The sequence below is a fragment of the Sporolactobacillus sp. BBK16-2 genome, assembly GCF_059878335.1.
The window spans coordinates 1,405,626-1,427,575 of sequence record NZ_CM187611.1 but is presented as its reverse complement, the minus strand read 5'-3'; the positions used below and the strand labels follow the sequence as shown (position 1 = coordinate 1,427,575).

At 43.3% G+C, this 21,950-nt stretch carries 22 protein-coding genes and 1 other annotated feature; all 22 genes read right to left on the bottom strand.

Going from position 1 to position 21,950, the window contains the following annotated elements; all coding sequences use genetic code 11:
• Positions 1–62 precede the first annotated feature (62 nt).
• Complete coding sequence (locus AC6F33_RS07090) at positions 63–983, bottom strand: aspartate carbamoyltransferase catalytic subunit (RefSeq protein ID WP_255746172.1); 921 nt, start codon at positions 981–983, stop codon at positions 63–65.
• 220 nt (positions 984–1,203) lie between these two features.
• Positions 1,204–1,740, bottom strand: a complete 537-nt coding sequence (pyrR, locus tag AC6F33_RS07085) for a bifunctional pyr operon transcriptional regulator/uracil phosphoribosyltransferase PyrR (RefSeq protein WP_255746620.1) — start codon at positions 1,738–1,740, stop codon at positions 1,204–1,206.
• A 269-nt stretch (positions 1,741–2,009) separates the two neighbouring features.
• On the bottom strand, positions 2,010–2,930 hold the full coding sequence (locus AC6F33_RS07080) for an RluA family pseudouridine synthase (protein ID WP_255746170.1): 921 nt from the start codon (positions 2,928–2,930) through the stop codon (positions 2,010–2,012).
• Positions 2,930–3,385: a signal peptidase II gene (gene lspA / locus AC6F33_RS07075; RefSeq protein WP_255746168.1), complete on the bottom strand. Its 456-nt coding sequence runs from the start codon at positions 3,383–3,385 to the stop codon at positions 2,930–2,932. The genes AC6F33_RS07080 and lspA overlap by 1 nt, the downstream gene beginning before the upstream one ends.
• Before the next feature lie 144 nt (positions 3,386–3,529).
• A complete protein-coding gene (locus tag AC6F33_RS07070) occupies positions 3,530–4,216 on the bottom strand; it encodes a TraR/DksA C4-type zinc finger protein (protein ID WP_255746166.1) in 687 nt (228 codons plus the stop codon).
• Positions 4,217–4,360: 144 nt separating this feature from the next.
• Positions 4,361–7,132: an isoleucine--tRNA ligase gene (gene ileS, locus AC6F33_RS07065; RefSeq protein ID WP_255746164.1), complete on the bottom strand. Its 2,772-nt coding sequence runs from the start codon at positions 7,130–7,132 to the stop codon at positions 4,361–4,363.
• 66 nt (positions 7,133–7,198) lie between these two features.
• Positions 7,199–7,423, bottom strand: a binding site (T-box leader).
• An 85-nt stretch (positions 7,424–7,508) separates the two neighbouring features.
• Positions 7,509–8,030: a DivIVA domain-containing protein gene (locus AC6F33_RS07060; protein ID WP_255746162.1), complete on the bottom strand. Its 522-nt coding sequence runs from the start codon at positions 8,028–8,030 to the stop codon at positions 7,509–7,511.
• A 36-nt stretch (positions 8,031–8,066) separates the two neighbouring features.
• Positions 8,067–8,840, bottom strand: coding sequence for a YlmH family RNA-binding protein (locus tag AC6F33_RS07055; protein ID WP_255746161.1), 774 nt, complete (start codon positions 8,838–8,840; stop codon positions 8,067–8,069).
• Positions 8,841–8,850: 10 nt separating this feature from the next.
• Positions 8,851–9,114 carry a YggT family protein gene (locus AC6F33_RS07050; RefSeq protein ID WP_304654742.1) on the bottom strand — a complete coding sequence of 88 codons (264 nt, stop codon included), beginning with the start codon at positions 9,112–9,114 and terminating at the stop codon, positions 8,851–8,853.
• 21 nt (positions 9,115–9,135) lie between these two features.
• Entirely contained in the window at positions 9,136–9,564 is a 429-nt protein-coding gene (locus AC6F33_RS07045; protein ID WP_255746158.1) for a cell division protein SepF, read from the bottom strand.
• Positions 9,565–9,579: 15 nt separating this feature from the next.
• Complete coding sequence (locus AC6F33_RS07040) at positions 9,580–10,260, bottom strand: YggS family pyridoxal phosphate-dependent enzyme (protein ID WP_255746156.1); 681 nt, start codon at positions 10,258–10,260, stop codon at positions 9,580–9,582.
• A gap of 2 nt (positions 10,261–10,262) precedes the next feature.
• The gene (gene pgeF / locus AC6F33_RS07035) at positions 10,263–11,096 is read right to left on the bottom strand and encodes a peptidoglycan editing factor PgeF (RefSeq protein WP_255746154.1); all 834 of its coding nucleotides are present in this window, start codon (positions 11,094–11,096) and stop codon (positions 10,263–10,265) included.
• A gap of 78 nt (positions 11,097–11,174) precedes the next feature.
• Positions 11,175–11,444 (bottom strand): YlmC/YmxH family sporulation protein, encoded by a 270-nt coding sequence (locus AC6F33_RS07030; RefSeq protein ID WP_255746153.1) that lies wholly within the window; start codon positions 11,442–11,444, stop codon positions 11,175–11,177.
• A gap of 149 nt (positions 11,445–11,593) precedes the next feature.
• Entirely contained in the window at positions 11,594–12,373 is a 780-nt protein-coding gene (sigG, locus tag AC6F33_RS07025) for an RNA polymerase sporulation sigma factor SigG (RefSeq protein WP_255746152.1), read from the bottom strand.
• Positions 12,374–12,538: 165 nt separating this feature from the next.
• Positions 12,539–13,249: an RNA polymerase sporulation sigma factor SigE gene (sigE, locus tag AC6F33_RS07020; protein ID WP_255746151.1), complete on the bottom strand. Its 711-nt coding sequence runs from the start codon at positions 13,247–13,249 to the stop codon at positions 12,539–12,541.
• A 30-nt stretch (positions 13,250–13,279) separates the two neighbouring features.
• Complete coding sequence (gene spoIIGA / locus AC6F33_RS07015; protein ID WP_255746150.1) at positions 13,280–14,203, bottom strand: sigma-E processing peptidase SpoIIGA; 924 nt, start codon at positions 14,201–14,203, stop codon at positions 13,280–13,282.
• A gap of 336 nt (positions 14,204–14,539) precedes the next feature.
• Positions 14,540–15,715 carry a cell division protein FtsZ gene (ftsZ, locus tag AC6F33_RS07010; protein WP_255746149.1) on the bottom strand — a complete coding sequence of 392 codons (1,176 nt, stop codon included), beginning with the start codon at positions 15,713–15,715 and terminating at the stop codon, positions 14,540–14,542.
• A gap of 37 nt (positions 15,716–15,752) precedes the next feature.
• Positions 15,753–17,039: a cell division protein FtsA gene (ftsA, locus tag AC6F33_RS07005; RefSeq protein ID WP_255746148.1), complete on the bottom strand. Its 1,287-nt coding sequence runs from the start codon at positions 17,037–17,039 to the stop codon at positions 15,753–15,755.
• A gap of 414 nt (positions 17,040–17,453) precedes the next feature.
• Positions 17,454–18,236, bottom strand: coding sequence for a cell division protein FtsQ/DivIB (locus tag AC6F33_RS07000; RefSeq protein ID WP_255746147.1), 783 nt, complete (start codon positions 18,234–18,236; stop codon positions 17,454–17,456).
• Positions 18,237–18,404: 168 nt separating this feature from the next.
• Positions 18,405–19,502, bottom strand: coding sequence for a stage V sporulation protein E (spoVE, locus tag AC6F33_RS06995; protein ID WP_500778009.1), 1,098 nt, complete (start codon positions 19,500–19,502; stop codon positions 18,405–18,407).
• Between the two features lie 64 nt (positions 19,503–19,566).
• On the bottom strand, positions 19,567–20,928 hold the full coding sequence (gene murD, locus AC6F33_RS06990) for a UDP-N-acetylmuramoyl-L-alanine--D-glutamate ligase (protein ID WP_255746145.1): 1,362 nt from the start codon (positions 20,926–20,928) through the stop codon (positions 19,567–19,569).
• On the bottom strand, positions 20,925–21,902 hold the full coding sequence (gene mraY / locus AC6F33_RS06985; protein WP_480947473.1) for a phospho-N-acetylmuramoyl-pentapeptide-transferase: 978 nt from the start codon (positions 21,900–21,902) through the stop codon (positions 20,925–20,927). Before mraY ends, murD begins: the two co-directional genes overlap by 4 nt.
• Positions 21,903–21,950 lie beyond the last annotated feature (48 nt).

Sequence of the window (21,950 nt, the reverse complement as noted above, 5' to 3'; positions counted from 1 at the left end):
TTGATTGCCACTCCTTTATATCAAATGGGCACAATCCCATTTGTTTGCGAAAATTTAGTACATCACATTTTTTCAGCAACTGGTTCAACAAGCACCTTAGCTTCAGTACTGATTGCCCATTCCAATGCAGCCATCCGTGCAAAGACACCGTTTTTGATTTGTTTGAAGTACCGGGAACGTTCACTCTCAACCAGTTCATCGTCCAATTCCACGCCGCGATTAATTGGACCGGGGTGCATGATAATGCTTCCCTGTTTCATTCTCAGAGTGCGTTCCATAGTCAGTCCGTATCGTTCATGGTAGTCTTCTCTTGTCATTTTCATGGCTTGTTCATGACGTTCATGCTGAATGCGAAGCATGATTACGGCATCCGCCTCTTCAATCGCTTCATCGACTGTCACATACGTGCCCGGAAGTAATTCATTCTGCCATTCAGCCGGTCCGGAGAGCAGCACTCGGCATCCCATTCGATTCAATACTTCTGCATCCGATTTTGCAACTCTGCTGTAGCGCAAGTCGCCGATGATCGCAACGGTTAAACCTCGCAGCATCATAAATTCCTGTCGCAGAGTTAAAAGATCCAGCAAGGCTTGTGTGGGATGGTCTCCTGCCCCGTCTCCTGCATTAAGAATCGAGAGATCAATGTTACCAAGCGCCTTATAGTAGCCCAGCTCCTGGTGGCGAATAACGACTGCTTTTGCTCCAAGCGATTCCATCGTGCGTACCGTATCATAAAGGGTTTCACCTTTTAGTGCGCTTGATGTATTGCTGCTGAAATTAAGGACCTGATAGCCCAGCCTCTTTTCAGCTGTTTCAAAACTGAAGCGTGTGCGCGTGCTTGGTTCGTAAAACAGATTGGCAACCAAAGTATGATTCGGTGCAGCCCATCCCTCATCATTCATCTCATGTATTTGCTGCGCACGGTCCAAAATTGAATTGATCTCCGTTGTTGAAAGATCATTCAAACTAAGCAGATTAGCCATCTGAAAATCCCCCTCTAGTCTTTAATGTGCGCCTAATTGCGCTGCATAAACTTTTTGCAAACAAATTCTGATCCAATAAGCCCTTATAGGCATACAAAAAACCTCTTCATCAAAAATCTGACAAAGAGGTTTTGCAAAAAAAGCCGTATTGCGCTCAATCACTCTTTATCAGTCTCTCTGGACTGCCTTTAAAAGGTGTTCAACGTTCTGTTTCAAATTATTAACTTGTCGCTCGAATCGTTACTGTGTCCTTGCTGTCCACTTCGGTCAGCTGGACTGCAATTTCTTCTTCTTTAGAAGTAGGAACATTTTTTCCAATATAATCGGGACGAATCGGCAATTCACGATGACCGCGATCAATCAGTACCGCCAATTGAATGCGTTGAGGACGGCCAAGATCCATCAAAGCATCCATAGCCGCTCGTATGGTTCGACCCGTGTAAAGGACATCGTCGACCAAGATCACTGTCTTTGACTCAATCGACATCGGAAGAATGCTTCCAATCAGTTCCGGATCATTTGATTTCTTCTTTAAGTCGTCGCGATAGAGCGTAATGTCCAACTCACCGACGGCAACTTCCTTTTTTTCAATTTTTTTGATGCGTTCGCTTAGACGTTTGGCTAAATAAATACCCCTTGTCTTAATTCCGACAAGAACTACCGAATCCACACCTTCATTGCGTTCAATCACTTCGTGCGCAAGTCGAGTCAGTGCTCGTGCGATCGCCTTTTCGTCCAATATTTCTTTCTCTTCCAAAAGTTCATCACCCGCCGTCTGCGTGCGGTCATTCGCGAAATTGCTTTTAAATGTTTTCTTGCTGACGGCATAAAAAAAGTCTTGCCGTTTAGAGCAAGAGACCGCAGTGTTGCCAATAGTCATTGACAATCATCACCCTTCTTAGTCTCTCGGGACTAAAATTAAAAGGAAATCATTCAGTTCATTTAAGCTATTGCAAGTATGCCAAATGAGAGATGATTTGTCAATGCACAATGAGCATTTTGCTTTGTTTAATGAAAATATTTTTTTTACATATATCTGCCTGCTCGAAGATCTTCAAGTAGTTTCTTCATATCGCCAGGAAGCGGTGCTTGAAAAAGCATGAATTCATGTGTGACCGGATGGCTGAAACCAAGTTCTGCGGCATGAAGAGCTTGTCCTTCAATGGGCAGCGTTTTTCGTGGCCCATATTTAGGATCGCCGGCAAGTGGATGCCCAATGTAAGCCATGTGGACACGAATCTGGTGTGTGCGGCCCGTTTCAAGTCTGCATGCGACATACGTGTATTTTGCAAATCGCTCAAGTACTTTAAAATGGGTCACTGCATGCTTGCTGTTCTTATCTGTTACGGCCATTTTCTTTCGATCTTTATCAGCTCGGCCAATGGGCGCATCAATGGTTCCTTCATCATGCGGAAGGCTCCCATGAACAATTGCTAAATACATACGCTTTGTTGTCTTATCTTTTAACTGTGCAGCGAGCGACCGGTGTGCCTCATCCGTCTTCGCGACCATTAACAGCCCTGAGGTCTCCATATCAATGCGGTGTACAATTCCGGGACGCATCACGCCATTAATACCTGATAAATCATGACAGTGACTAAGCAGAGCGTTAACTAAAGTGCCGCTCATATGCCCCGGTGCCGGATGAACGACCATCCCTCTTGGTTTGTTAACAACAATTACCGAAGAATCCTCATAAACTATATCAAGTGGAATGTCTTCAGGCACAACATCAAGCGGTTCAGGTTCCGGCAAGTGTACAGAAACTTGGTCATCTGTCTTCATCCGATAACTCGTTTTGACTGCTTTGCCATTGACCACTATATGCCCATCCTTGATGAGCTGCTGAATTCTGCTCCTTGATTCGTTTGCAATCTCATCGCTCACCCAACTGTCAATCCTTTTGCCTTCATCCTTTCCTTCAACTGACCGCATGATATCAGGCATTAATGTTCCTTCTTCCCGTCGAGAAACAAGTAAATGATGAGCAGAACGACACCGATAAAAAGCGAGGAATCCGCAAGGTTAAAAACTGGAAAATTATAACGGACAATATAGACGTGAATAAAATCGACGACTTCACCGCGAAACAGCCGATCGATAAAATTTCCAAGCGTCCCGCCGATAATCAATCCCAGTGATGTACCTAAGATTGGCTGCTTTCTGCCCAATTTCTGCATGTAGTACACAACGACAGCCAAGACAACAATGGTGATAATGAAAAAGAAAACAAATTGTCCTTCCAAAATGCTCCATGCTGCTCCGTTATTACGAATTGACGTCAGGTAGAAAAAGCCGGGAACAATCGGCGTGCTTTGACCAATTGCCATATTATGTACGACAAGCCATTTTGAAAGCTGGTCGATGAGTAAAACAATGAATGCAAGTGCGTAATAAATCATGAATAAGTTCCTCCAAAACGCGTTGTTTTCTGCACCAATCGTGCAGAATTAAATTTTTCCTAGTTTACCCTAAATTTTAGCATAGATTGTTTAAAAGATATATGTACGCAGCAGAGACCCTTTGGTCTGCTGCTGCAATCTGAATTATCGCTCAGTCGGATTCAGATCCTCATCCTCATTCTTTGCCGACCAATCATCATAATGATGATTTTTCATAATTTGAATTTCATCGTCTCCGGAAAAACCATTAATATCTGTAGCCGCAAAAGCTTCCAGTTCTTCGACAAATCCAATACCTTCCTCGTCATCGCAATACGGCGCATCTTCAAAGACGCCTTCCTGATCATTGTATTGAGAGACGATGTCAAAGGCGTTCTGCTCATTATATCCGTCGCTCTCAAAATCAGTTGCTCCCTGTTTTTCTAAATCCATAATCACTGATTCTTCAACAGGACGCACTGATCTGTTGTGAACAACATCCGAATGGCTTGCCACCGTACGTGCTGTCGGTAAAGCGTTTAACCGTGCGCGGGGTATTTTCTCGCCGGTTTTCTCGTCGTATCCATATGTGCCATTGTGGATTTTCTCTAAAGCATGATTAATCTCTTCATATTCTTTTTGCTCCAGCTTGTGAAATGCCAGGTCCTTTTCCCGATCATAAAGCTGCGTCGCCGATTCAGCCGGGTGGTTGTCATAAGCAGACAGCTCTCCGGAAGCAATATCTGAAACTGAACCAAGTTCGGCAGCAGTCTCCATATCATGATTTAACTTCTGTTCCAGTTCCTGTTTTCGATCGAGCAATCTTTTTCTTATTTTTCTGTAACCCCACATCTATAAAAAATCCCCCTTTGCATCCGCGCACATTCCTTAGTGTGGGATAAAGGAGGATTTTTAGACCGCGTAATATTTACGTGGATTGGGAATGATTTTCTTAATGAACCATGAACACGATCATCAAAAGCCGAGCAGTGTTACTCAGTCAAGCGTTACGCCGGCATAATCATGGCGAACGGTTTCCGCACAATGGCTACATAAAGTCGGATGTTCTTTGTCTTCACCAACCGATGGCAAAATTGCCCAGCAGCGTTCACATTTTTCTCCTTCGGCAGCAGTCACAAGAACAGCAAGCCGCGTATAGTGATCCGCTGCTTCCGGAATCGTTTCATTTTCTACAACGGATACCTGTGAGACGATCAGAAGTTTGTCAAGGTCAGTAACATTTTTTAGGAACGCTGTTTCCGGTTTTACATAAAGCGTTACGGAAGCCTCCAGTGATTTTCCGATCAGCTTAGCATCGCGCGCTTTTTCCAGCGATTTGAGCACATCGTCGCGCACCGCCACCAGCGATGCCCATTTCTGTTCGAGTGCTTCTGCATCAGCAATTTTCTCCAGCTTCGGCATCTCGGTAAGCTGTACATAATGAGAAGCTTCATTCGCACCAGGAATGTGTTGCCAGATTTCTTCCGCAGTATGCGGAATGATCGGCGACAGTAATTTGGTAAGCGCTACAACCGTCTTATAAAGAACTGTTTGTGCTGAACGGCGAACTAACGAATCTTTAGGTTGAACGTAGAGCGCGTCTTTTGCGATATCCATATAAAATGCACTCAAATCAAGCGAACAATAATTCTGAAGAGCTTTGTACACATTCAAGAATTGATATTCCTCATAATTTTTCAGGCACGTTTCGGTAAAGTGATTCAGTTTTACAAGCATATATTGCTCAAGTTCCGGCATATCTTGTGTAGGAACTACTTTATCGACGGTAAAATCACTCAGGTTGCCAAGCATAAAACGAACGGTGTTGCGGATCTTGCGATAAACTTCTGCCACTTGACCAAGAATCTCATTTGATACTCTGGCATCGGCTTGATAATCAACCGAAGCTACCCAAAGACGAATAATATCCGCTCCATATTGCTGCATCACTTTCATTGGATCAATGACGTTTCCTACGGATTTGCTCATTTTCAGTCCTTTGCCATCAAGAGTGAACCCGTGGCTGAGCACTTGCTTGTAAGGTGCATGACCGGTAACAGCAACCGATGTAGCCAATGAAGAATTGAACCAGCCGCGATATTGATCGGATCCTTCAAGATACATGTCTGCAGGACGACGCAATCCTTCACGCGTTGTCAGGACACCTTGGTGCGATGAGCCGGAATCGAACCAAACATCCATGATGTCTGTCTCCTTCTTGAAGATGCCGTTCGGGCTGTGTTCCGATGTAAATCCTTCCGGCAGCAATTCCTTCGCATCCCATTGAAACCAAATGTTCGATCCATGTTCACGGAACAGATCGGCAATGTGCTGAGTGGTTTCATCAGTGATGATCGGTTCGCCGTCTTCGCCATAGAATACAGGGATCGGAACGCCCCAAGCGCGCTGTCGCGAGATACACCAGTCTTCACGGTCTTTGATCATATTCGTCATGCGTACATCGCCCCATGACGGAACCCAATGCACTTCGTGAATCGCTTTTAAAATATCGTCGCGAAAAGCCTTAATTGATGCAAACCATTGTTTTGTCGCTCTCCAGATGACCGGTTTTTTGGTTCGCCAATCATGTGGGTAGGAGTGAGTGAACGTGCCGACCTTGAGCAGTGCGCCGACTTCTTTTAACTTTTCAATGACAGGCTCATTTGCTTTCTCATAGAACATACCTTCAAATCCAGGTGCTTCTTCAGTCATGCAGCCGCGATCATCAACAGGACAAAGAATATCCAATCCATATTTTTTGCCGACATAAAAGTCATCAGCACCAAAACCTGGGGCAGTATGCACGCAGCCGGTACCTGCATCCAGGGTCACATGATCGCCGAGAATCATTAATGAAGGACGATCATAGAACGGATGGCGGCAAACGACATTTTCCAAATCCTTGCCGCTGACCGTGCGCAGCACTTGAGGATTTTCCCAGTCGAACGTCTTTGTCAGTGATTCAACTAAGTCAGCTGCAACGACATATTTATGATCCGCAACGTGAACGACACTGTACTCAAATTTTGGATTGACAGCAATAGCAAGGTTTGCCGGCATCGTCCATGGAGTTGTTGTCCAGATAATGACCTCTTCATCTGGATTCAGAACACCTTTTCCATCAGTTACATGAAAAGCAACATAAATGGAATAAGATTTGACATCCTTGTATTCAATTTCAGCTTCGGCAAGCGCGGATTCAGAGGAAGGAGACCAATAAACAGTTTTTTTATCTTTATAGATATAGCCCTTCTTTGCCATCTCACCAAAGACTTCGATCTGTTCTGCTTCATATTCTTTATGCAAGGTCAGATATGGATGATCCCAGTCTCCGCGAACACCCAGTCTTTTAAATTGCTTCTTTTGATGTTCTACCTGTCCAAGCGCATATTCTTTGCACTTTTCGCGAAGTTCAGCAACCGACATCTTTTTGCGGTCAATGCCCTTCTTGGCTAGCTGCTGTTCGATCGGCAATCCGTGCGTATCCCAGCCGGGAACGTAATAAGCTTTATAACCGGTCATTGACTTAAACCGAGTGATAATGTCTTTCAACACCTTATTTTCAGCATGTCCAATGTGGATATTGCCGTTTGCGTAAGGAGGCCCATCGTGCAGAATAAATGTTGGTTTCCCTTCGTTCACCTTTAAAGATTGTTCATAAATATGATCGTGATCCCACTGTTCCTGCATTTGTGGCTCTTTGGTCGGAAGACTGCCGCGCATTTTGAAATTTGTTTTCGGCATCAGTAGTGTCTTCTTGTATTCCATGTAGAACGCCTCCATCGTCTTTCTGTTTTTCTTTTTTACACCCTATATAAAAAGGCCCTTACATCCCAAAGGGACGGAAGGACCGCGGTACCACCCTAATAACAGACAAAGTCTGCCACTCATGATTATCTTAACGCGAATCAACGTCGGATCTTACTAACGCGGCAGTGCCGTGCGTTCAGAACCAAACTCAAGGGTGATTTTCTTCATTGCCGTCCGCGCTGGGCTCGCACCTTCTCCCGGCTCGCTTTGTGACCTTGCAATGAGTACTTTCCCTCTCATAGAAATAGCCAATAATATAATTGCCACGATATCTTAGGATTCTTGACCTCAACAATGTTTATGTAAGACAGTATATGCAATCAAATGCCTTGCGTCAAGCTTGTGACTGAATCATTCCGTCTTTTTGCGAATTTTCTTCGTTATCGTCGTCATTTCCCGCGGACATACTCTTCCAATCGTCGCTTTTAAGCAATTCAAGCTGTGCCTCAATCAGCATTTGGAAACGAGTCCGATATACATTCGCTTCTTTTTTCAATTCTTCAATATTCAAAGTGACTTTGCGCGATTTTTCCAGAGCTTCATTAATGATCCGATCTGCGTTTTTCTTTGCCTCCATCACAATCAGCTTAGCCTCTTTATTCGCGTTTTGCTTAACTTCCTCTGCCGTTTCCTGAGCTACAAGGATACTTTTGTTTAAAGTCGTTTCGATATTGGAGAAGTGGCTCAGTTTCTCATCCGAATTCTTAATTTTTTGCTCAAGATCCTTTTTTTCACGAATCAGAGCTTCATAATCCTTGATAATCTGATCAAGAAAATCGTTTACTTCATCTTCATCATATCCGCGAAATCCGCGTGAAAACGATTTATTATGAATATCCAAGGGTGTCAATGGCATCCTGGTCACCTCCAAGTCATTTTACAAACAATTCGTTTATTTAAGTTTACCATATTGTATACGAATTTTGTTCTTTTTTGTCAAGCCACCGCTTGATAATATTTTACTGCGGCCGAATCCCCGAAGTGACAAACAATCGCCTTCGCAAATTTCGAAGTCGCGTTTCTCTACGACTTCCCAATTAACTTTTGCAAGTCCTTTAGTAATGAGTTCCGAAGTCTTTGCTCTAGGCAAATGATAAATTTCAGACAAGACAGTGTCAAGTCGCCATGAAGACACTGTTCCATCAAAATTTTGCCATTCATCAACACTATGTAAAAGTGCTTGTCTTTTAATCGGTTCGCAGGAAACACTCATTTTTCCGACAGAAGTAAGATTGAGCATAAAATAGCTCTCCAACTCTTTTGCACAAATAAATTGAGCGTTCCCTTCTTTGACAAGCAAGTCACCGATTTTATCCCTCGAAACGCCCGTTCCAATTACCGAACCAAGCAATTGAGGATGGGTAATTAAGCCGAATTTTGATGGATAGCGAACTTCCAGATAGGCGAGTTGGAAGGGGTTGTCTTCTTCTTCAGCATACTGGGGAAGAATTAAAGCCCGAGCGCGCTCCGCATGATCATAGCCGCCGAAAAAAGAAAGACGAATGTCCTCCTGGTCTCCAATCACCGATTTCAAAATAATCTGTTGCCTTGGATCTAAAAAATCAGTTCGTTTAGGCACATATTGCTCTGCAACGCGATCTTTCAGATCTAAGAAATGATCAATCAGGCTGCGTTCTTCTGGTCTAAAATGCTCATATATGGACATGATGAACGCCTCATGCAAAAAGGTAGGCTAAGTAGTAAATGCCCCTAGTCGCAAGTCGTAAAACAAAAAATGCGATAATCGGTGAAAGATCGATGACGCCGCCAATCGGTGGAATTATTTTGCGAAAAGGCGACAAAAAGGGTTCGCAAACATTGGCAAACAGCCGACCAATGGATGAGTCCTGAACACTTGGAACCCATGACATTAAAATATATATAATTAATATCCAAGAATAAATATTAATGACTTGCGAGAGATAATAAGCTACTACCAATCCATTCACCTCAAATTTTAATTAGTCTTCTGGCCAATTACTGATCATACCTGATATATCCACTTGTTCTGGAGCGAAAAGAAAGGTGTTTTTTCCGATTTTTCGTATTTGAGCATTTAGTGCGAACGCAGTTCCTCCCATAAAGTCAAGAATTCTTTGACCATGTTCTTTACTTGTCCCTTGGAGGCTGCATATAATCGTTTGCTTATTTTTCAGATAGCCGACAATCTCTTCGACCTCTTCAAAACGCTTAGGCTCAACAAGAACGACCTTACTTTGCTGGTGAACATTTTGGATCGCAACAATTCTGCCGCTCTTTTCCATTCTGCGTTGTTGTTCTTGAACCGGTTTGTTTCCTTCCGATTCATGAGCTGCGGACATTTGGCTTTCTGAGCGTTCCACTGTCTCCTCAAGATCAAAGAATCGTTTAAATGTGCCTTTAAGACCCATGATTCCCTTCTCCTTTCATTCATTACCTACAAGTGACGTTCCGATTCTCACAAACGTTGCGCCTTCTTCAACAGCAATCTCATAGTCATGCGACATTCCCATAGAAAGCTCTGTGCAAGGAGCGTAGTCAATCTTGCGATCATGAATCCGGTCACGCAGAACACGCAGCCGATGAAAAACGTGACGTATCACATCAAGATCTTCCGTATTCGGCGCCATTGTCATAAGACCAATAACGCGGAGATGCTCATAGTTGGCTAACGCATCAATAAATGAATCAAGCTGATCTTCAGTAATACCATGCTTAGACTCCTCACCAGAGATATTCATTTCGACAAAACAATTTAATGTTCCTTCTTTTATTCTTTTATTTAATTCATTCGCTAATTTCAGACGGTCCAGAGCGTGAAAATAATCGATTTTTCCCACAACATCTTTTACTTTACGCGTCTGCAAGGTACCAATCAAATGCCAAGTTACCCGATCATCATGAATAAATTTCTGTTTTTCGAGCAGGCCTTCCTTTCTGTTTTCCGCAAGATTGAAGATCCCGTTGTCCACTGCCTCCTGAGCTCGTTCTGCCGAGACATATTTAGTGACAGCAATCACGGTAACGTCTTCTGCATTCCGTCCGGAACGCTCACAAGCGGCATGAATCGTCGATTTCACATGTTTAAAATTATCCGCAACGTTCACGATTAAATGTTCTCCTTTTTCTTCATTCCAATATAGCCCATCATTCGCCCTGTTTTTCCTTGGTCTCGACGAAAGGAATAAAATAAGTTAGGATGTGCATAAGTATTGTAACTGCTCATTTGAATCTGATCCGCAGGCACTCCGCTTGCAACAAGAATTGATCGATTTAGTGTTTTCAGATTAAGCAGATAGTGCCCTTCTCCCTTGTCAATTACAGAAGCTGACCACACAGAGCGATCCAGCTTTTGAACTCCATTCATCACGTTTTGATCGACCTCGTAATCTTCAACTCCGATTGAGGGACCAATGACAATGTGAATCTTGGATGGAGATAAGCCAAGTTCACGGCACATGCGTTCCGTCATGCAGGCTGCACCGCCGGCCACTGTTCCTCTCCAGCCTGCATGCATAATTCCAATTGCATCCGGTTGATACGTACGATAATAGATAGGTACACAGTCAGCAAAGCAAAGTGCAAGCAAAAGATTCGGCTCGGTCGTAAACAATCCGTCCACACCTTGAACAACTGAATCAATAGAAAATGCCCCTGCTCCTGCAGATTTCCCTGTAACCTTGGCAATTTTCGTACGGTGTACCTGCTCGGCGCAAACCCATTGTTCAAGTGGAAATCCAATTTTTTTCGCAACAAGTCCTCGATTTACGATGACATCTTCAGAATTATCGCCGACATGAAGACCTAAATTCATAGAAGAGAAGGCGCCTTGACTTATCCCCTCTGCCCTCAATGTGATCCCTGAATAAATTTCATGGGTTTCACTTGATTCTGTTCTCAGATTCAATAACGGACCGTCTCGAAATGAAAAAGGCTCATTCACCACATTTCTTCCTCTCATCGTCACTGTGACAGATCTTTTCTTTTTATTCTACCATAATCAACAAAAAAACTCTTCACTTCATGAATCCTCGCGTTTTATCGTCGAATCGTGATCATTGTAGAAACGAACAAGAATCACATCTGCTCCAATTCTGACAATGTTGCTCCAAGGCACAACAATATCTTCCTCTTTCCCAAAAAAGCCCATAATCTTTCCTGCCCCTGGAATGATCAGATTATCAATCTTTCCTGAAGATAAATTCACATCCAGATCACCGATATGTCCTAATCGTTTGCCGTTCTCGACATTAACAACTTCTTTTGTCTGAAAATCAGAAATTCTAGGCATACTCATTCCTCCCCTACTGTCCCTAATATATGGGCAAGCAGCGGTATTGAGAAGTCATTTTGACAGTTTCATTACCTAGGAAATAGTTGTTTCGGGTTTGGTCGTTTATTCATTATTAATTAACAAAAAAACACTTGCTTGAGCAAGTGTTAGGGTCCGATTTCTTGGTTCATTTCTTTAATTGCCATTTTTTCAAGTCTTGATACTTGCGCCTGTGAAATACCAATTTCTTCAGCAACCTCCATTTGCGTCTTGCCATAAAAAAAGCGCATCGCAACAATTCGCTTTTCCCGATCATGAAGTTTGTTCATTGCTTCTTTTAACGAGATGTTATCTACCCATTCCCTGTCTCTATGCTTATCATCACTGATTTGATCCATAATAAATATTGGATCACCGCCATCGCTATAGATCGGCTCAAATAAAGATACTGGATCCTGAATGGCATCCATTGCGAACACAACATCTTCTACAGGCAGATCAAGCATCTTTGCCAGTTCCGCCGTTGTCGGCTCTGTCGAGTGTTTTGCTATGTAACGCTCTTTTGCCTGTAGCGCTTTGTAGGCCATATCTCGTAGTGATCTTGAAACGCGAATAGGATTGTTATCTCTCAGATAGCGACGAATTTCACCAATGATCATGGGAACAGCGTATGTTGAAAAGCGGACATTCTGACCCAGATCAAAATTATCAATGGATTTCATTAATCCGATACAACCGACTTGAAATAAATCGTCCACGGATTCACCGCGATTATTGAAGCGTTGGATGACACTTAAGACAAGTCGGAGGTTCCCATTTACCAACTTTTCTCTAGCCTCATGTTTGCCTGATTGAAGCTCAGCGAAAAGCTTTCGCATCTCCACATTGGTCAATACCGGAAGTTTTGATGTGTCCACTCCGCAGATTTCCACTTTGTGCCGTGCCATAGAAGATGACCCCCCATTGTCGAAAACTTGCGATAGCTGGTCGAAAATTGCCGAACATCAAATATCATATTCAGCTACTTATTCAACCTCTGCTATATGGTCAAGTATCTCCGTAGGAACCCATTTTATGCACGGTAAAAAAAGTACAAATCAGAACCCTTGATGCTAAGCCATTTTGCTGAATTCTTTTTTTAACCGTTTGATTATTCGTTTCTCAAGCCGCGAAATATATGATTGCGAAATCCCCAATTCGTCGGCGACATCCTTCTGAGTTTTCTCTTTTCCTCCAGATAATCCGAAACGAAGCGTCATAATTTCCTTTTCACGATCGTTGAGCATCAACATCGCCTTTTTTAACAGAGTCCGTTCCACTTTACGTTCCATATTTTTCGTTGTGACATCATTTTCTGTACCAAGCACATCTGATAAAAGCAATTCATTGCCATCCCAGTCGACATTCAAAGGCTCATCAAGCGACACCTCGGAACGTGTTCGACTGTTTCTGCGCAAATACATGAGTATCTCATTTTCGATACAACGCGAAGCATATGTGGCGAGCTTAATCTTCTTTTCAGGATTGAAGGTATTTACAGCCTTTATTAGGCCGATTGTGCCAATGCTGATGAGATCTTCAATATTAATTCGCGTATTGTCAAATTTGCGTGCAATATAGACAACGAGTCGGAGATTCCGTTCGATAAGGGTTGCTCGCACTTGAGGATCTCCCGAGGGAAGTTTTTTCATTAATTCAGCTTCCTCTTCTTTTGACAATGGAGAAGGCAGCCCGTCGCTCCCGCCGATATAGTATATTTCATTAGGTTTAACACCTAGCTTTATTAGTACCCAATGCCAAAGTTTTAAAAAACTGATTTTCATCCTGAGTGACCTCCTTATTTTTGTACAAAGTCATGAAGCCGTATCAATCACATTTCCATGGAGCAGCATGTCCGGGTGCAAGATACTGTTGAAATCTCCGGATGAGCTTAGTGAATGGTCAACAAATGCAACGAGCGATTTCGTGCATTCCATTTTCTTTCCCTCAAACATAATGACGACTTGATCCGGCCGTACAGCTAGCGACAATTGATTTGATCCGTCGACAGCTCGATATGGAATCCATGCGATCCTATTTCGCCATTCTTCCGGTATGCTGTTTAATTCCGGTGGCACTAACTGCCGACTGTCCATTTGAAAAAGAACTTTTGGAATACGATCTCCGCAGGCACTTTTTTCAACAAACATCACTGGAGCGCGAGTCAACGGATCTACCAATTTATTGCCGCTGTCAATCATTGCTTTTGCATCAATACAGATATCGAAAAAGCGTAGTCTTACATCTGTAAGCGTTGTGCTGTTCCACTTTCTGACCACAGTCTGATCAATCCGCTTCTTTGAAAAAACCCATAGAATTGGGAACCCAATACATACAGTGATCCAACTGATCGGATCACCATAATTCGTTGTGTTTAAAAAGCGGTTGCTCGCATAAAATGAAGCGTCTTGAAAGAAATAGTGTACGGCGAACAATCCTCCACCGGTCGCAAAAGCCGAAAAATAAAAGGCAGCGAGATTCTGAAGAAAAATGGAAACTCGATGAAAGCCGAAGGCAACGAGAATGATTAAAGCAGAGTACAACAGTTTCCCAAGCGGTTGATCCACAATGAAGGCCGCAGGTGTAAAGAGTATCAGTACGACGGCCGAGGCAATGATGGCACCCGACCAAAGCCGCAGCCTGCTCGTCTGCCGTTTGAGCATGAGTGCGGTTAATTTCAGCAAACAAGCGTCAATGAATAAGTTAAGTGCCCAAACTGCATCCAGATAGACGACCAACGTCCCACCTTCTTCGCATGTTTAGGATTAGTATACGGGCAGTAGTATGGAAAGTCTGTCACACTGTGGGTGGAATTTTACTGTTATTTTGGCTGCTTTTGTCGCACCGTTGAACAATTAATTTTTGAACAAGATGAACGATTTACCGAAAAAAAATTATCACAAGAAACGCCTATGAAACGAATATAAAAATTATTTTGAGGAATATAAAAGTGGATACATCATTCTTATAACTTACACAAAAAAACTCGCAGTCAGGACATCAATCCTGAACAGCGAGTTTGTTTTCTATCATTTGGGAGAAAATAAACCGGAAACAACGATCAAATTCCAGTGTTACTCATTTTTTCTGCGGCGATTACGCAGAAAGGTCGGGATGTCAAGCGTCTCTTCATCGTCAACGATACTGCGTGAGCGATGTACCGGTTGCTGAACCGGGCTTGCCGTTTCATCCCGATGGTGCTCACGAAGTTTCGTTTGGTTCAAACCTTCCGTACTTTGCCTTCTGCGAAGGAAAAGATCTCCTTCAGTCTGTTGTTGAGCTTCTCCGGACTTTTCGCGTTCCTCAAAGCCGGTGGCGATTACTGTAACGACAATCTCATCATCAAGTTCTTCGCGAATAACTGAACCAAAAATCATGTTCACTTCTTCGTCTGCAGCCGTTGCAACAATATCCGCCGCTTCATTGACTTCATAAAGGCTTAAATTCGTGCCTCCGGTTATGTTCATCAGCACACCTTTGGCCCCATCAATTGATTTTTCAAGCAGTGGACTGGAAATTGCCTTTTTTGCTGCTTCGGCAGCTCGATTCTCGCCTGAAGCAACGCCGATTGCCATCAATGCCGAACCGCCTTCAGTCATAATTGTCTTTACATCGGCAAAATCAAGGTTAATCAGACCTGGAACCGAAATAAGATCCGAGATGCCTTGAACACCCTGACGAAGTACATTATCTGCTTCTCTAAAGGCATCAAGCATCGGTGTGTTCTTGTCTACAATTTCCAGAAGCCGATCATTAGGGATCACAATCAGTGTATCAACTTTTTCCTTTAGATTGCCGATACCGCTCTGGGCCTGCTTTGCACGCTTTCTGCCTTCAAATGTGAACGGACGGGTAACAACACCAACAGTGAGTGCCCCGACTTCTTTTGCAACTTCAGCAATGACAGGTGCAGCACCGGTACCTGTACCGCCACCCATGCCAGCAGTTACAAAAACCATATCCGCTCCCTGCAGCACTTCTTCCACTTGATCATGGCTTTCCTCAGCCGCTTTTTTGCCAACTTCAGGATTAGCACCTGCCCCTAGTCCTCGCGTCAGCTTTTCTCCAAGCTGAAGCTTAACGTCTGCCTTAGAAAGTTTAAGTGCTTGGGCATCCGTATTCGCGCAAATGAATTCAACGCCTTGAATCCCGCTTTCAATCATTCGGTTAACTGCGTTATTTCCACCGCCGCCAACCCCAATGACTTTTATTTTGGCTAGATGTTCCATCTCCGTATCGTGATCATACATTGTTCATTTCCTCCCATTTAATCATTCCGCTGCCCGATCAATCAAAGAACAGATTAAACCAATTTTTTACCTTGGTCGTGACGCCTTCATGCTCTTTTGGGGTCTGTTTTGATTTTTTCTGTTTGTGCTGTTTCTGTACAGCTTCATAACGCTCATGCTCAGGGGCAATAGCAGCTGCAATCTCTTTCCCCTGTATTTTGACGTTGTGGTAGGCAAATTGGATCAAACCGATGCAAGCTGTATATTTAGGCTCGCGCACGCCAATGTAATCAGGCGAGGCAATACGCACACTGGAATTTAAATGATGTGCTGCTAAATCTGCTACACCAGGCATCGCAGTGACTCCGCCGGTAAACACATAGCCACCGGGAAGATCGTAAATACCGATGCGCCGCAGTTCCTCGCGTATAATTTCAAATAGTTCTTCCATACGCGCTTGAATAATTTCAGCCAAATCTTCTTGATTCAGTGATTGCTTTTTGTCGCTTCCAATTTGCGATACGGTAAACGTATCTTCATCAGAAGCCGCACCTAAATAAGCTACGCCATGCTTTATTTTTGCATTTTCTGCTTCATCCATAGGGATTTTTTGGATAATGGATATATCCTTTGTAATATGATTTCCGCCGATAGGAAGTTCAAAAGTCGAAACCAATGTGCCTTGGTCAAATACTGCCACACTTGTGGAGCCGCCACCGATATCAATAAGCGCGACACCTAAATTTTTCTCGTCATTCGACAACGCGACAGAGCCCAATGCGAGCGGTTGGAGGCAAACATCCGAAATAGTTAATCCCGCACGTTCGACACATCGAAGAAGATTATGAAGCAAAGTCTTTGAGCCTGTGATCAGTGTTCCTTCCATTTCGAGACGAACACCGATCATTCCTCTCGGATCATGAATTTCATCAACGCCGTCAACAATGAACTGCTCAGGGATAACATCAATAATCTCTCGCTCCGGAGGTATTGACATCACTTGGGCAGCATCGATTACTCTTGCGATATCCTCATTCCCTATCTCATGAGATTCGCCGGAAACTGCAACAACACCATGACAGCTTCTGAGCTGGATATGATTTCCGGAAATGCCGACAATCACACTTTTAATGCCGATACCAACCATACGTTCAGCCTGTTCAACAGCATTGCCAATCGAGCGGACCGTCGCATCAATGTCGACGATCGCCCCTTTTTTTATCCCGTACGAAGACGCTTCACCAACACCAATAACATTTAAACGTTCCCCTGCCATCTCGCCGATCACGGTCTTTATACTGGACGTGCCGATATCCAGACTGACAAAAACATCCTCACTGTTCATTCTGTGGCACCCCCTTTTTCTTGAATATCTTTGATGATTTCTCTATTCAGGGATGATTGGATCGAGCAAGTAACATACGAATATCTGCAATTCATTTTTGGAGACATTATTTTCAACCCAATACTTTTTTCTGTTCCGGTTAAATAGAGTCAAACCTTAGTACTGTTTGTATTCTACAAAATGGAGCAATTCCCTTTTAAAATTTCAAAGCGTATTTAAATTGATCGTATTTCACAAATATATCGGCATTTATTCAGACAAAGTGAATAGATATATAGACCTATTCATTTGAAAGAGCCGAAAAAAGTTAATACTATTAAATACTTAACTATTTAATAGTCTACACCAACTTGAAGTACTAGAAAAGATTAATTTGCTTGTTTTGCGAAATGACTGAGGAGATTTTTCATGCTTTTATTTTTTGTTTGCATCCTGAGTCGTACCCTGATCTGAATCATCTGGAATAAAGTAGGTACCAACACTTAAATGGATGGTTCCGAGCTTCCCTTTTGGCAAATTAGCAGCGATCTCAGGATATAATTTAATGTTCTGCGCAAAGGTTTGTGTGCTGGCGATGACTTTGTTTCCGTCATTCATATATAAAACAAGATCGTCTCCGCTTCCTGATTTTCCTATGTAATGAATATCAGAAATATTATGTGCCATCTGTTTGGAAACCTTAGAAAGCCCTTCAGCGACTTTTTTAAGGGGACCAGATTTTGAAAATCCAAACAGAACAGGTGCATCGACAGGCAGTTTACCGCTTTGAAGTTTACTCAGCATCGCGCCATTTTGAAGAATGGGATAAAAGCTGCCGTCCTTTTGCAAATAGGCCTTGCGCGTGTACTCGGTAACTATGATCTTAACTTGATTTGGAAATTTCTTCTCGATCACAGCTGTTCTTACTGTTGGTAATTTTTCAATGCTTTGAGCAACAGCCTTCTTACGGATATCCCATATATGTGTTTTATTCGTGATGCCGCTCGCTTTTATGACTTTATCGCTGCTCACTATTTGCTCGCCTTCAACAGCAATTGAGTGTACTCGGCTTAGAGGAGATTGAAAATAAACGACAATAAGTATCAAGAAAAAAAATAGAGAAGCGTAAAAAGCAAAACGCCGATTCGCTTTCCGTTTTCGTTCCTTCTTTAATTGGGGCAGTCGATCCTCAAGCGCGACAACCTTCTTCTTGTCCATAGCATTCTCTCCTCCGCATACCTTGAACTGAAAATACAACCGGTATCCTGCGGGCATTTAATTTCTCACTTATCCGGCACCTTCTATTGTATTTTCTTTTGAAAAAAACAGCAAACCCTGTTTACTGAAAAACAGGGTTGCGATTAGACCATTGATGTGTGTAGACAGTCAGTTTATGTGGCTGCTGACATTTAACAAAATACCGATCGACACAAGCATTAGCGTCAGTGATGACCCACCGTAACTGAGGAACGGTAAGGTAATCCCTGTTACAGGAATCAGCCCGGTTACAACCGCGATGTTAATCATAATTTGAATTGCAATCATGCCGGTAATTCCTACAGCGAGCAGCGTTCCGAAAAGATCCGGTGCCTTTATGGCGATCAAAATGCCGCGCCAGAGCAAGAGACAAAAGAGCAGAAGTACAAAAGCTGCTCCAATAAACCCAAGTTCTTCGCAAACAATAGAAAAAATAAAATCGGTCTGCGGCTCCGGAAGATATTGATATTTTTGCCTGCTTTGTCCCAATCCGAATCCAAGCAGACCGCCTGGTCCAATCGCAAGCAAGGACTGCGTGATTTGAAAGCCGCCATTCTTAGGATCTTGCCACGGATTAAAAAATGCTGACAAGCGTTTCAAGCGATACGGAGCAGAAAGGATTAAACCTGCCAAACCAAGTATACCTACTGAGCCCATAAGAACAAAATGCTTGATGCGCGCCCCTGCAACAAAGATCATGAGCACGCAGGTAAGCACCAGCACCATCCCAGTTCCAAGATCAGGTTGTAGCATAATCAGCCCAAACGCTAAGATTACCGGCATGAGTGCCGGAATGAGTCCCTTGCGAAAGTTCGGCAGACGTGACTGATGCTCCGAAAGATAGTTCGAAAGAAATAAAATCAGTGCGACCTTGATAAATTCTGACGGCTGTATTGAAAATGCACCGACGCCGAGCCAGCTGCTCGCCCCGCCGCGAACGAGACCTACACCCGGAATTAAAACAATCACAAGCAGAAAATAGCAGCCAATCAAGCCTATTTTCGCCCATGCTCTCCAAAAGTGATAATCAATCTGCATGACAGCAAACATCAAGGCTGCCCCGATCGAAGCAAATAGCAACTGCCGTTTCAAAAAATACAGTGAATCGCCGAATTCGTTAGCCGCCTTTACAGCACTTGCACTATAAACCATCATCAACCCTATAGTGAGCAAAGCAAAAGTTATGATCAGCAGCACGAGATCAGGTGATTGACGATACTTGCGCATGAGCATCACTCCGTTCAGATCAGGGACACGGATTGCCGAAGCTCATCATCACCGGCCTGTCCCCTTATCTAAACTTATTCACTTCTGCGATAAAAATGTCACCGCGCTGCTCAAAAGATTTATATTGATCCCAGCTTGCACATGCTGGAGAAAGCAAAATAACATCGCCTGGTTTGGATAAAGCAAAGGCTTCCGGAACAGCAGCCTCGACATTCTCAACTTCCCTGATCACGGGAATTGACGCTTTTTCACAAGCATCAAGCAATTTCTTCTGCGTTTGACCGAAAAGAAGCACTGCTTTAATCGGTGCCTTCTTTAATTCAGGAATCAGCGCATCAAATGTGTTCCCGCGATCGAGTCCGCCTGCAAGAAGAACAATTTCTTTCCCTGGAAAAGCATGCAGTGCCTTGGTTGTTGCAATAATATTCGTTGCTTTAGAATCGTTGTAGACGGTTCGCCCCTGCACGACATCCACATATTCCAGACGATGACGAGCGCCTTTAAAAGAACGCAGCACGTCAGCCATATGCTGCTTCGGAACCCCATATACACCGGCAACAGCCACTGCCGCAAGTGCATTCATTAAATTGTGCTCGCCCGGCAGACCCATTTCATCCACCTTCATGATTGGCTCATTTTTAAAATAAATAACTGATTCAGAGACATAAGCCCCATCTTCCACCTTTGTTTTCAATGAAAAAGGAACTTTTCGTGCCTTTGATTTTTCAGCGATATAAGCGACGACGCGCTCACTGTCGGCATTATAAACGAGCGCATCCTCCGCAGTCTGATTGGTAGTAATACGCGCCTTTGCTTCAGCATAATTTTTAACCGTTCCATGATAATCCAAATGATGATCAAATATGTTCAGGACAACAGCTGTATGTGGGTGAAACTTTCTTGTTCCTAAAAGTTGAAAACTTGAAAGTTCCGCTACAATCACGTCTTCTTCGGTTGCTTTTTGAACAACTGAAGTCAGTGCCGTACCGATGTTTCCAGCGACAATGGGTTCATATTTCGACCCCTTCATCATCTCACCGATCAGCATCGTCGTTGTCGTTTTCCCGTTTGAACCTGTTATTCCAATAAACTGTGCATCGGATAATAGTCCTGCAATTTCCACTTCAGTCACAATGGGTATATTCAGTTCAATGGCTCTTTGAACCATAGGATTTGTATAGGGAATGCCTGGGTTTTTGATCATTAAGTCAATGCCGTCAAGAAGTTCGAGAGGATGTCCGCCTCCAACAACGTGGATTCCAGCAGATTTCAAGTCGCGTGCATGATCGTTTGCACTTAAATCACTGCGGTCATTAACCGTAATATCAGCGCCCATGCTTTTGGTCAGTTTTGCAGCTGCATAACCGCTCTTGCCCAAACCTAAGACAAGAATTTTTTTGTTCGTAAATTCATTCGATGTTTTCAACTGACAACCCCCACCTTCAGATAGATACCAATTACAGCGAGCATGAGCCCAACGACCCAAAATACGGTTACGACTTTCCACTCCGACCAACCTGACAGTTCAAAGTGATGATGAATCGGACTCATTTTAAATACTCTGTGTCCCGTCGTCTTAAAGGCAATTACTTGAATAATGACAGATAATGTTTCAATAGCAAAGACACCGCCAATAATGGCAAGCAAAATCTCCGTATTTGTTAAAATGGCCATGCCTGCAAGTGCACCGCCGATCGCAAGCGAGCCTGTATCACCCATGAACACGCGTGCCGGATGTGCATTAAAGATCAAGAAGCCTAGAAGTGCACCAAGCATAACTGTCGCAAATACAGCCACACCTAGGTTCATTGCAAACCAAGCGATCACCGCATAAGCACCAAAGGCTATAACGGACAGTCCGGAAAGGAGTCCGTCCATACCGTCAGTTAAGTTTGTTGCGTTAGGGACACCTATTAATAGAAAGATAACAAAAACCGGATAAAACCAGTGCAGATTGATCATATAGTTGGTCCCTGGGAAGGACAAATAAGTTGAGTAGTCATATCGCGTAACAATGAACCAAAAAATAAGCGAGATGACAATTTGCGCCGCCATTTTCTGCTTCGATGTCAGGCCCATGTTGCGTTTCATTGAGATTTTAATAAAATCATCAAGCAGCCCCACAAGGCCGAACCCCAATGTTACAAACAGCAACATGTAAGTATCTTGTGAGTTAACATGGTACTTTAAACCCATTACAAGAATACCTGCGAGTAATCCAATTAAAAAAATGACGCCGCCCATTGTCGGTGTCCCGCTTTTCTTTTGATGGCTCTTCGGCCCTTCTTCTCGGATATACTGCCCGAAATGAAATCTCCTTAAAAGCGGAATGAAAAAAGGTGCAAAAACAAGTGTCACTAGAAAAGATATAGCCAATCCAAATAATAAGGTCAATGTCATGAATCCTTTCGCTCCTTTTAATGCGCGCTGCCCATTACCTAAACACAA

Bases quoted from the DNA above. Each gene is read 5' to 3' on its own strand.
- sigG (WP_255746152.1), bottom strand. From the start codon at position 12,373: ATGGCACGGCACAAAGTGGAAATCTGCGGAGTGGACACATCAAAACTT.
- spoVE (WP_500778009.1), bottom strand. From the start codon at position 19,502: ATGCGCAAGTATCGTCAATCACCTGATCTCGTGCTGCTGATCATAACT.
- AC6F33_RS07060 (WP_255746162.1), bottom strand. From the start codon at position 8,030: ATGCCATTGACACCCTTGGATATTCATAATAAATCGTTTTCACGCGGA.
- ftsZ (WP_255746149.1), bottom strand. From the start codon at position 15,715: ATGTATGATCACGATACGGAGATGGAACATCTAGCCAAAATAAAAGTC.
- sigE (WP_255746151.1), bottom strand. From the start codon at position 13,249: ATGAAAATCAGTTTTTTAAAACTTTGGCATTGGGTACTAATAAAGCTA.
- lspA (WP_255746168.1), bottom strand. From the start codon at position 3,385: ATGATTTATTACGCACTTGCATTCATTGTTTTACTCATCGACCAGCTT.
- mraY (WP_480947473.1), bottom strand. From the start codon at position 21,902: ATGACATTGACCTTATTATTTGGATTGGCTATATCTTTTCTAGTGACA.
- AC6F33_RS07045 (WP_255746158.1), bottom strand. From the start codon at position 9,564: ATGGGTCTTAAAGGCACATTTAAACGATTCTTTGATCTTGAGGAGACA.
- AC6F33_RS07070 (WP_255746166.1), bottom strand. From the start codon at position 4,216: ATGTGGGGTTACAGAAAAATAAGAAAAAGATTGCTCGATCGAAAACAG.
- AC6F33_RS07000 (WP_255746147.1), bottom strand. From the start codon at position 18,236: ATGGACAAGAAGAAGGTTGTCGCGCTTGAGGATCGACTGCCCCAATTA.
- AC6F33_RS07055 (WP_255746161.1), bottom strand. From the start codon at position 8,840: ATGTCCATATATGAGCATTTTAGACCAGAAGAACGCAGCCTGATTGAT.
- ftsA (WP_255746148.1), bottom strand. From the start codon at position 17,039: ATGAACAGTGAGGATGTTTTTGTCAGTCTGGATATCGGCACGTCCAGT.
- AC6F33_RS07030 (WP_255746153.1), bottom strand. From the start codon at position 11,444: ATGCCTAGAATTTCTGATTTTCAGACAAAAGAAGTTGTTAATGTCGAG.
- AC6F33_RS07080 (WP_255746170.1), bottom strand. From the start codon at position 2,930: ATGCCTGATATCATGCGGTCAGTTGAAGGAAAGGATGAAGGCAAAAGG.
- AC6F33_RS07090 (WP_255746172.1), bottom strand. From the start codon at position 983: ATGGCTAATCTGCTTAGTTTGAATGATCTTTCAACAACGGAGATCAAT.
- ileS (WP_255746164.1), bottom strand. From the start codon at position 7,132: ATGGAATACAAGAAGACACTACTGATGCCGAAAACAAATTTCAAAATG.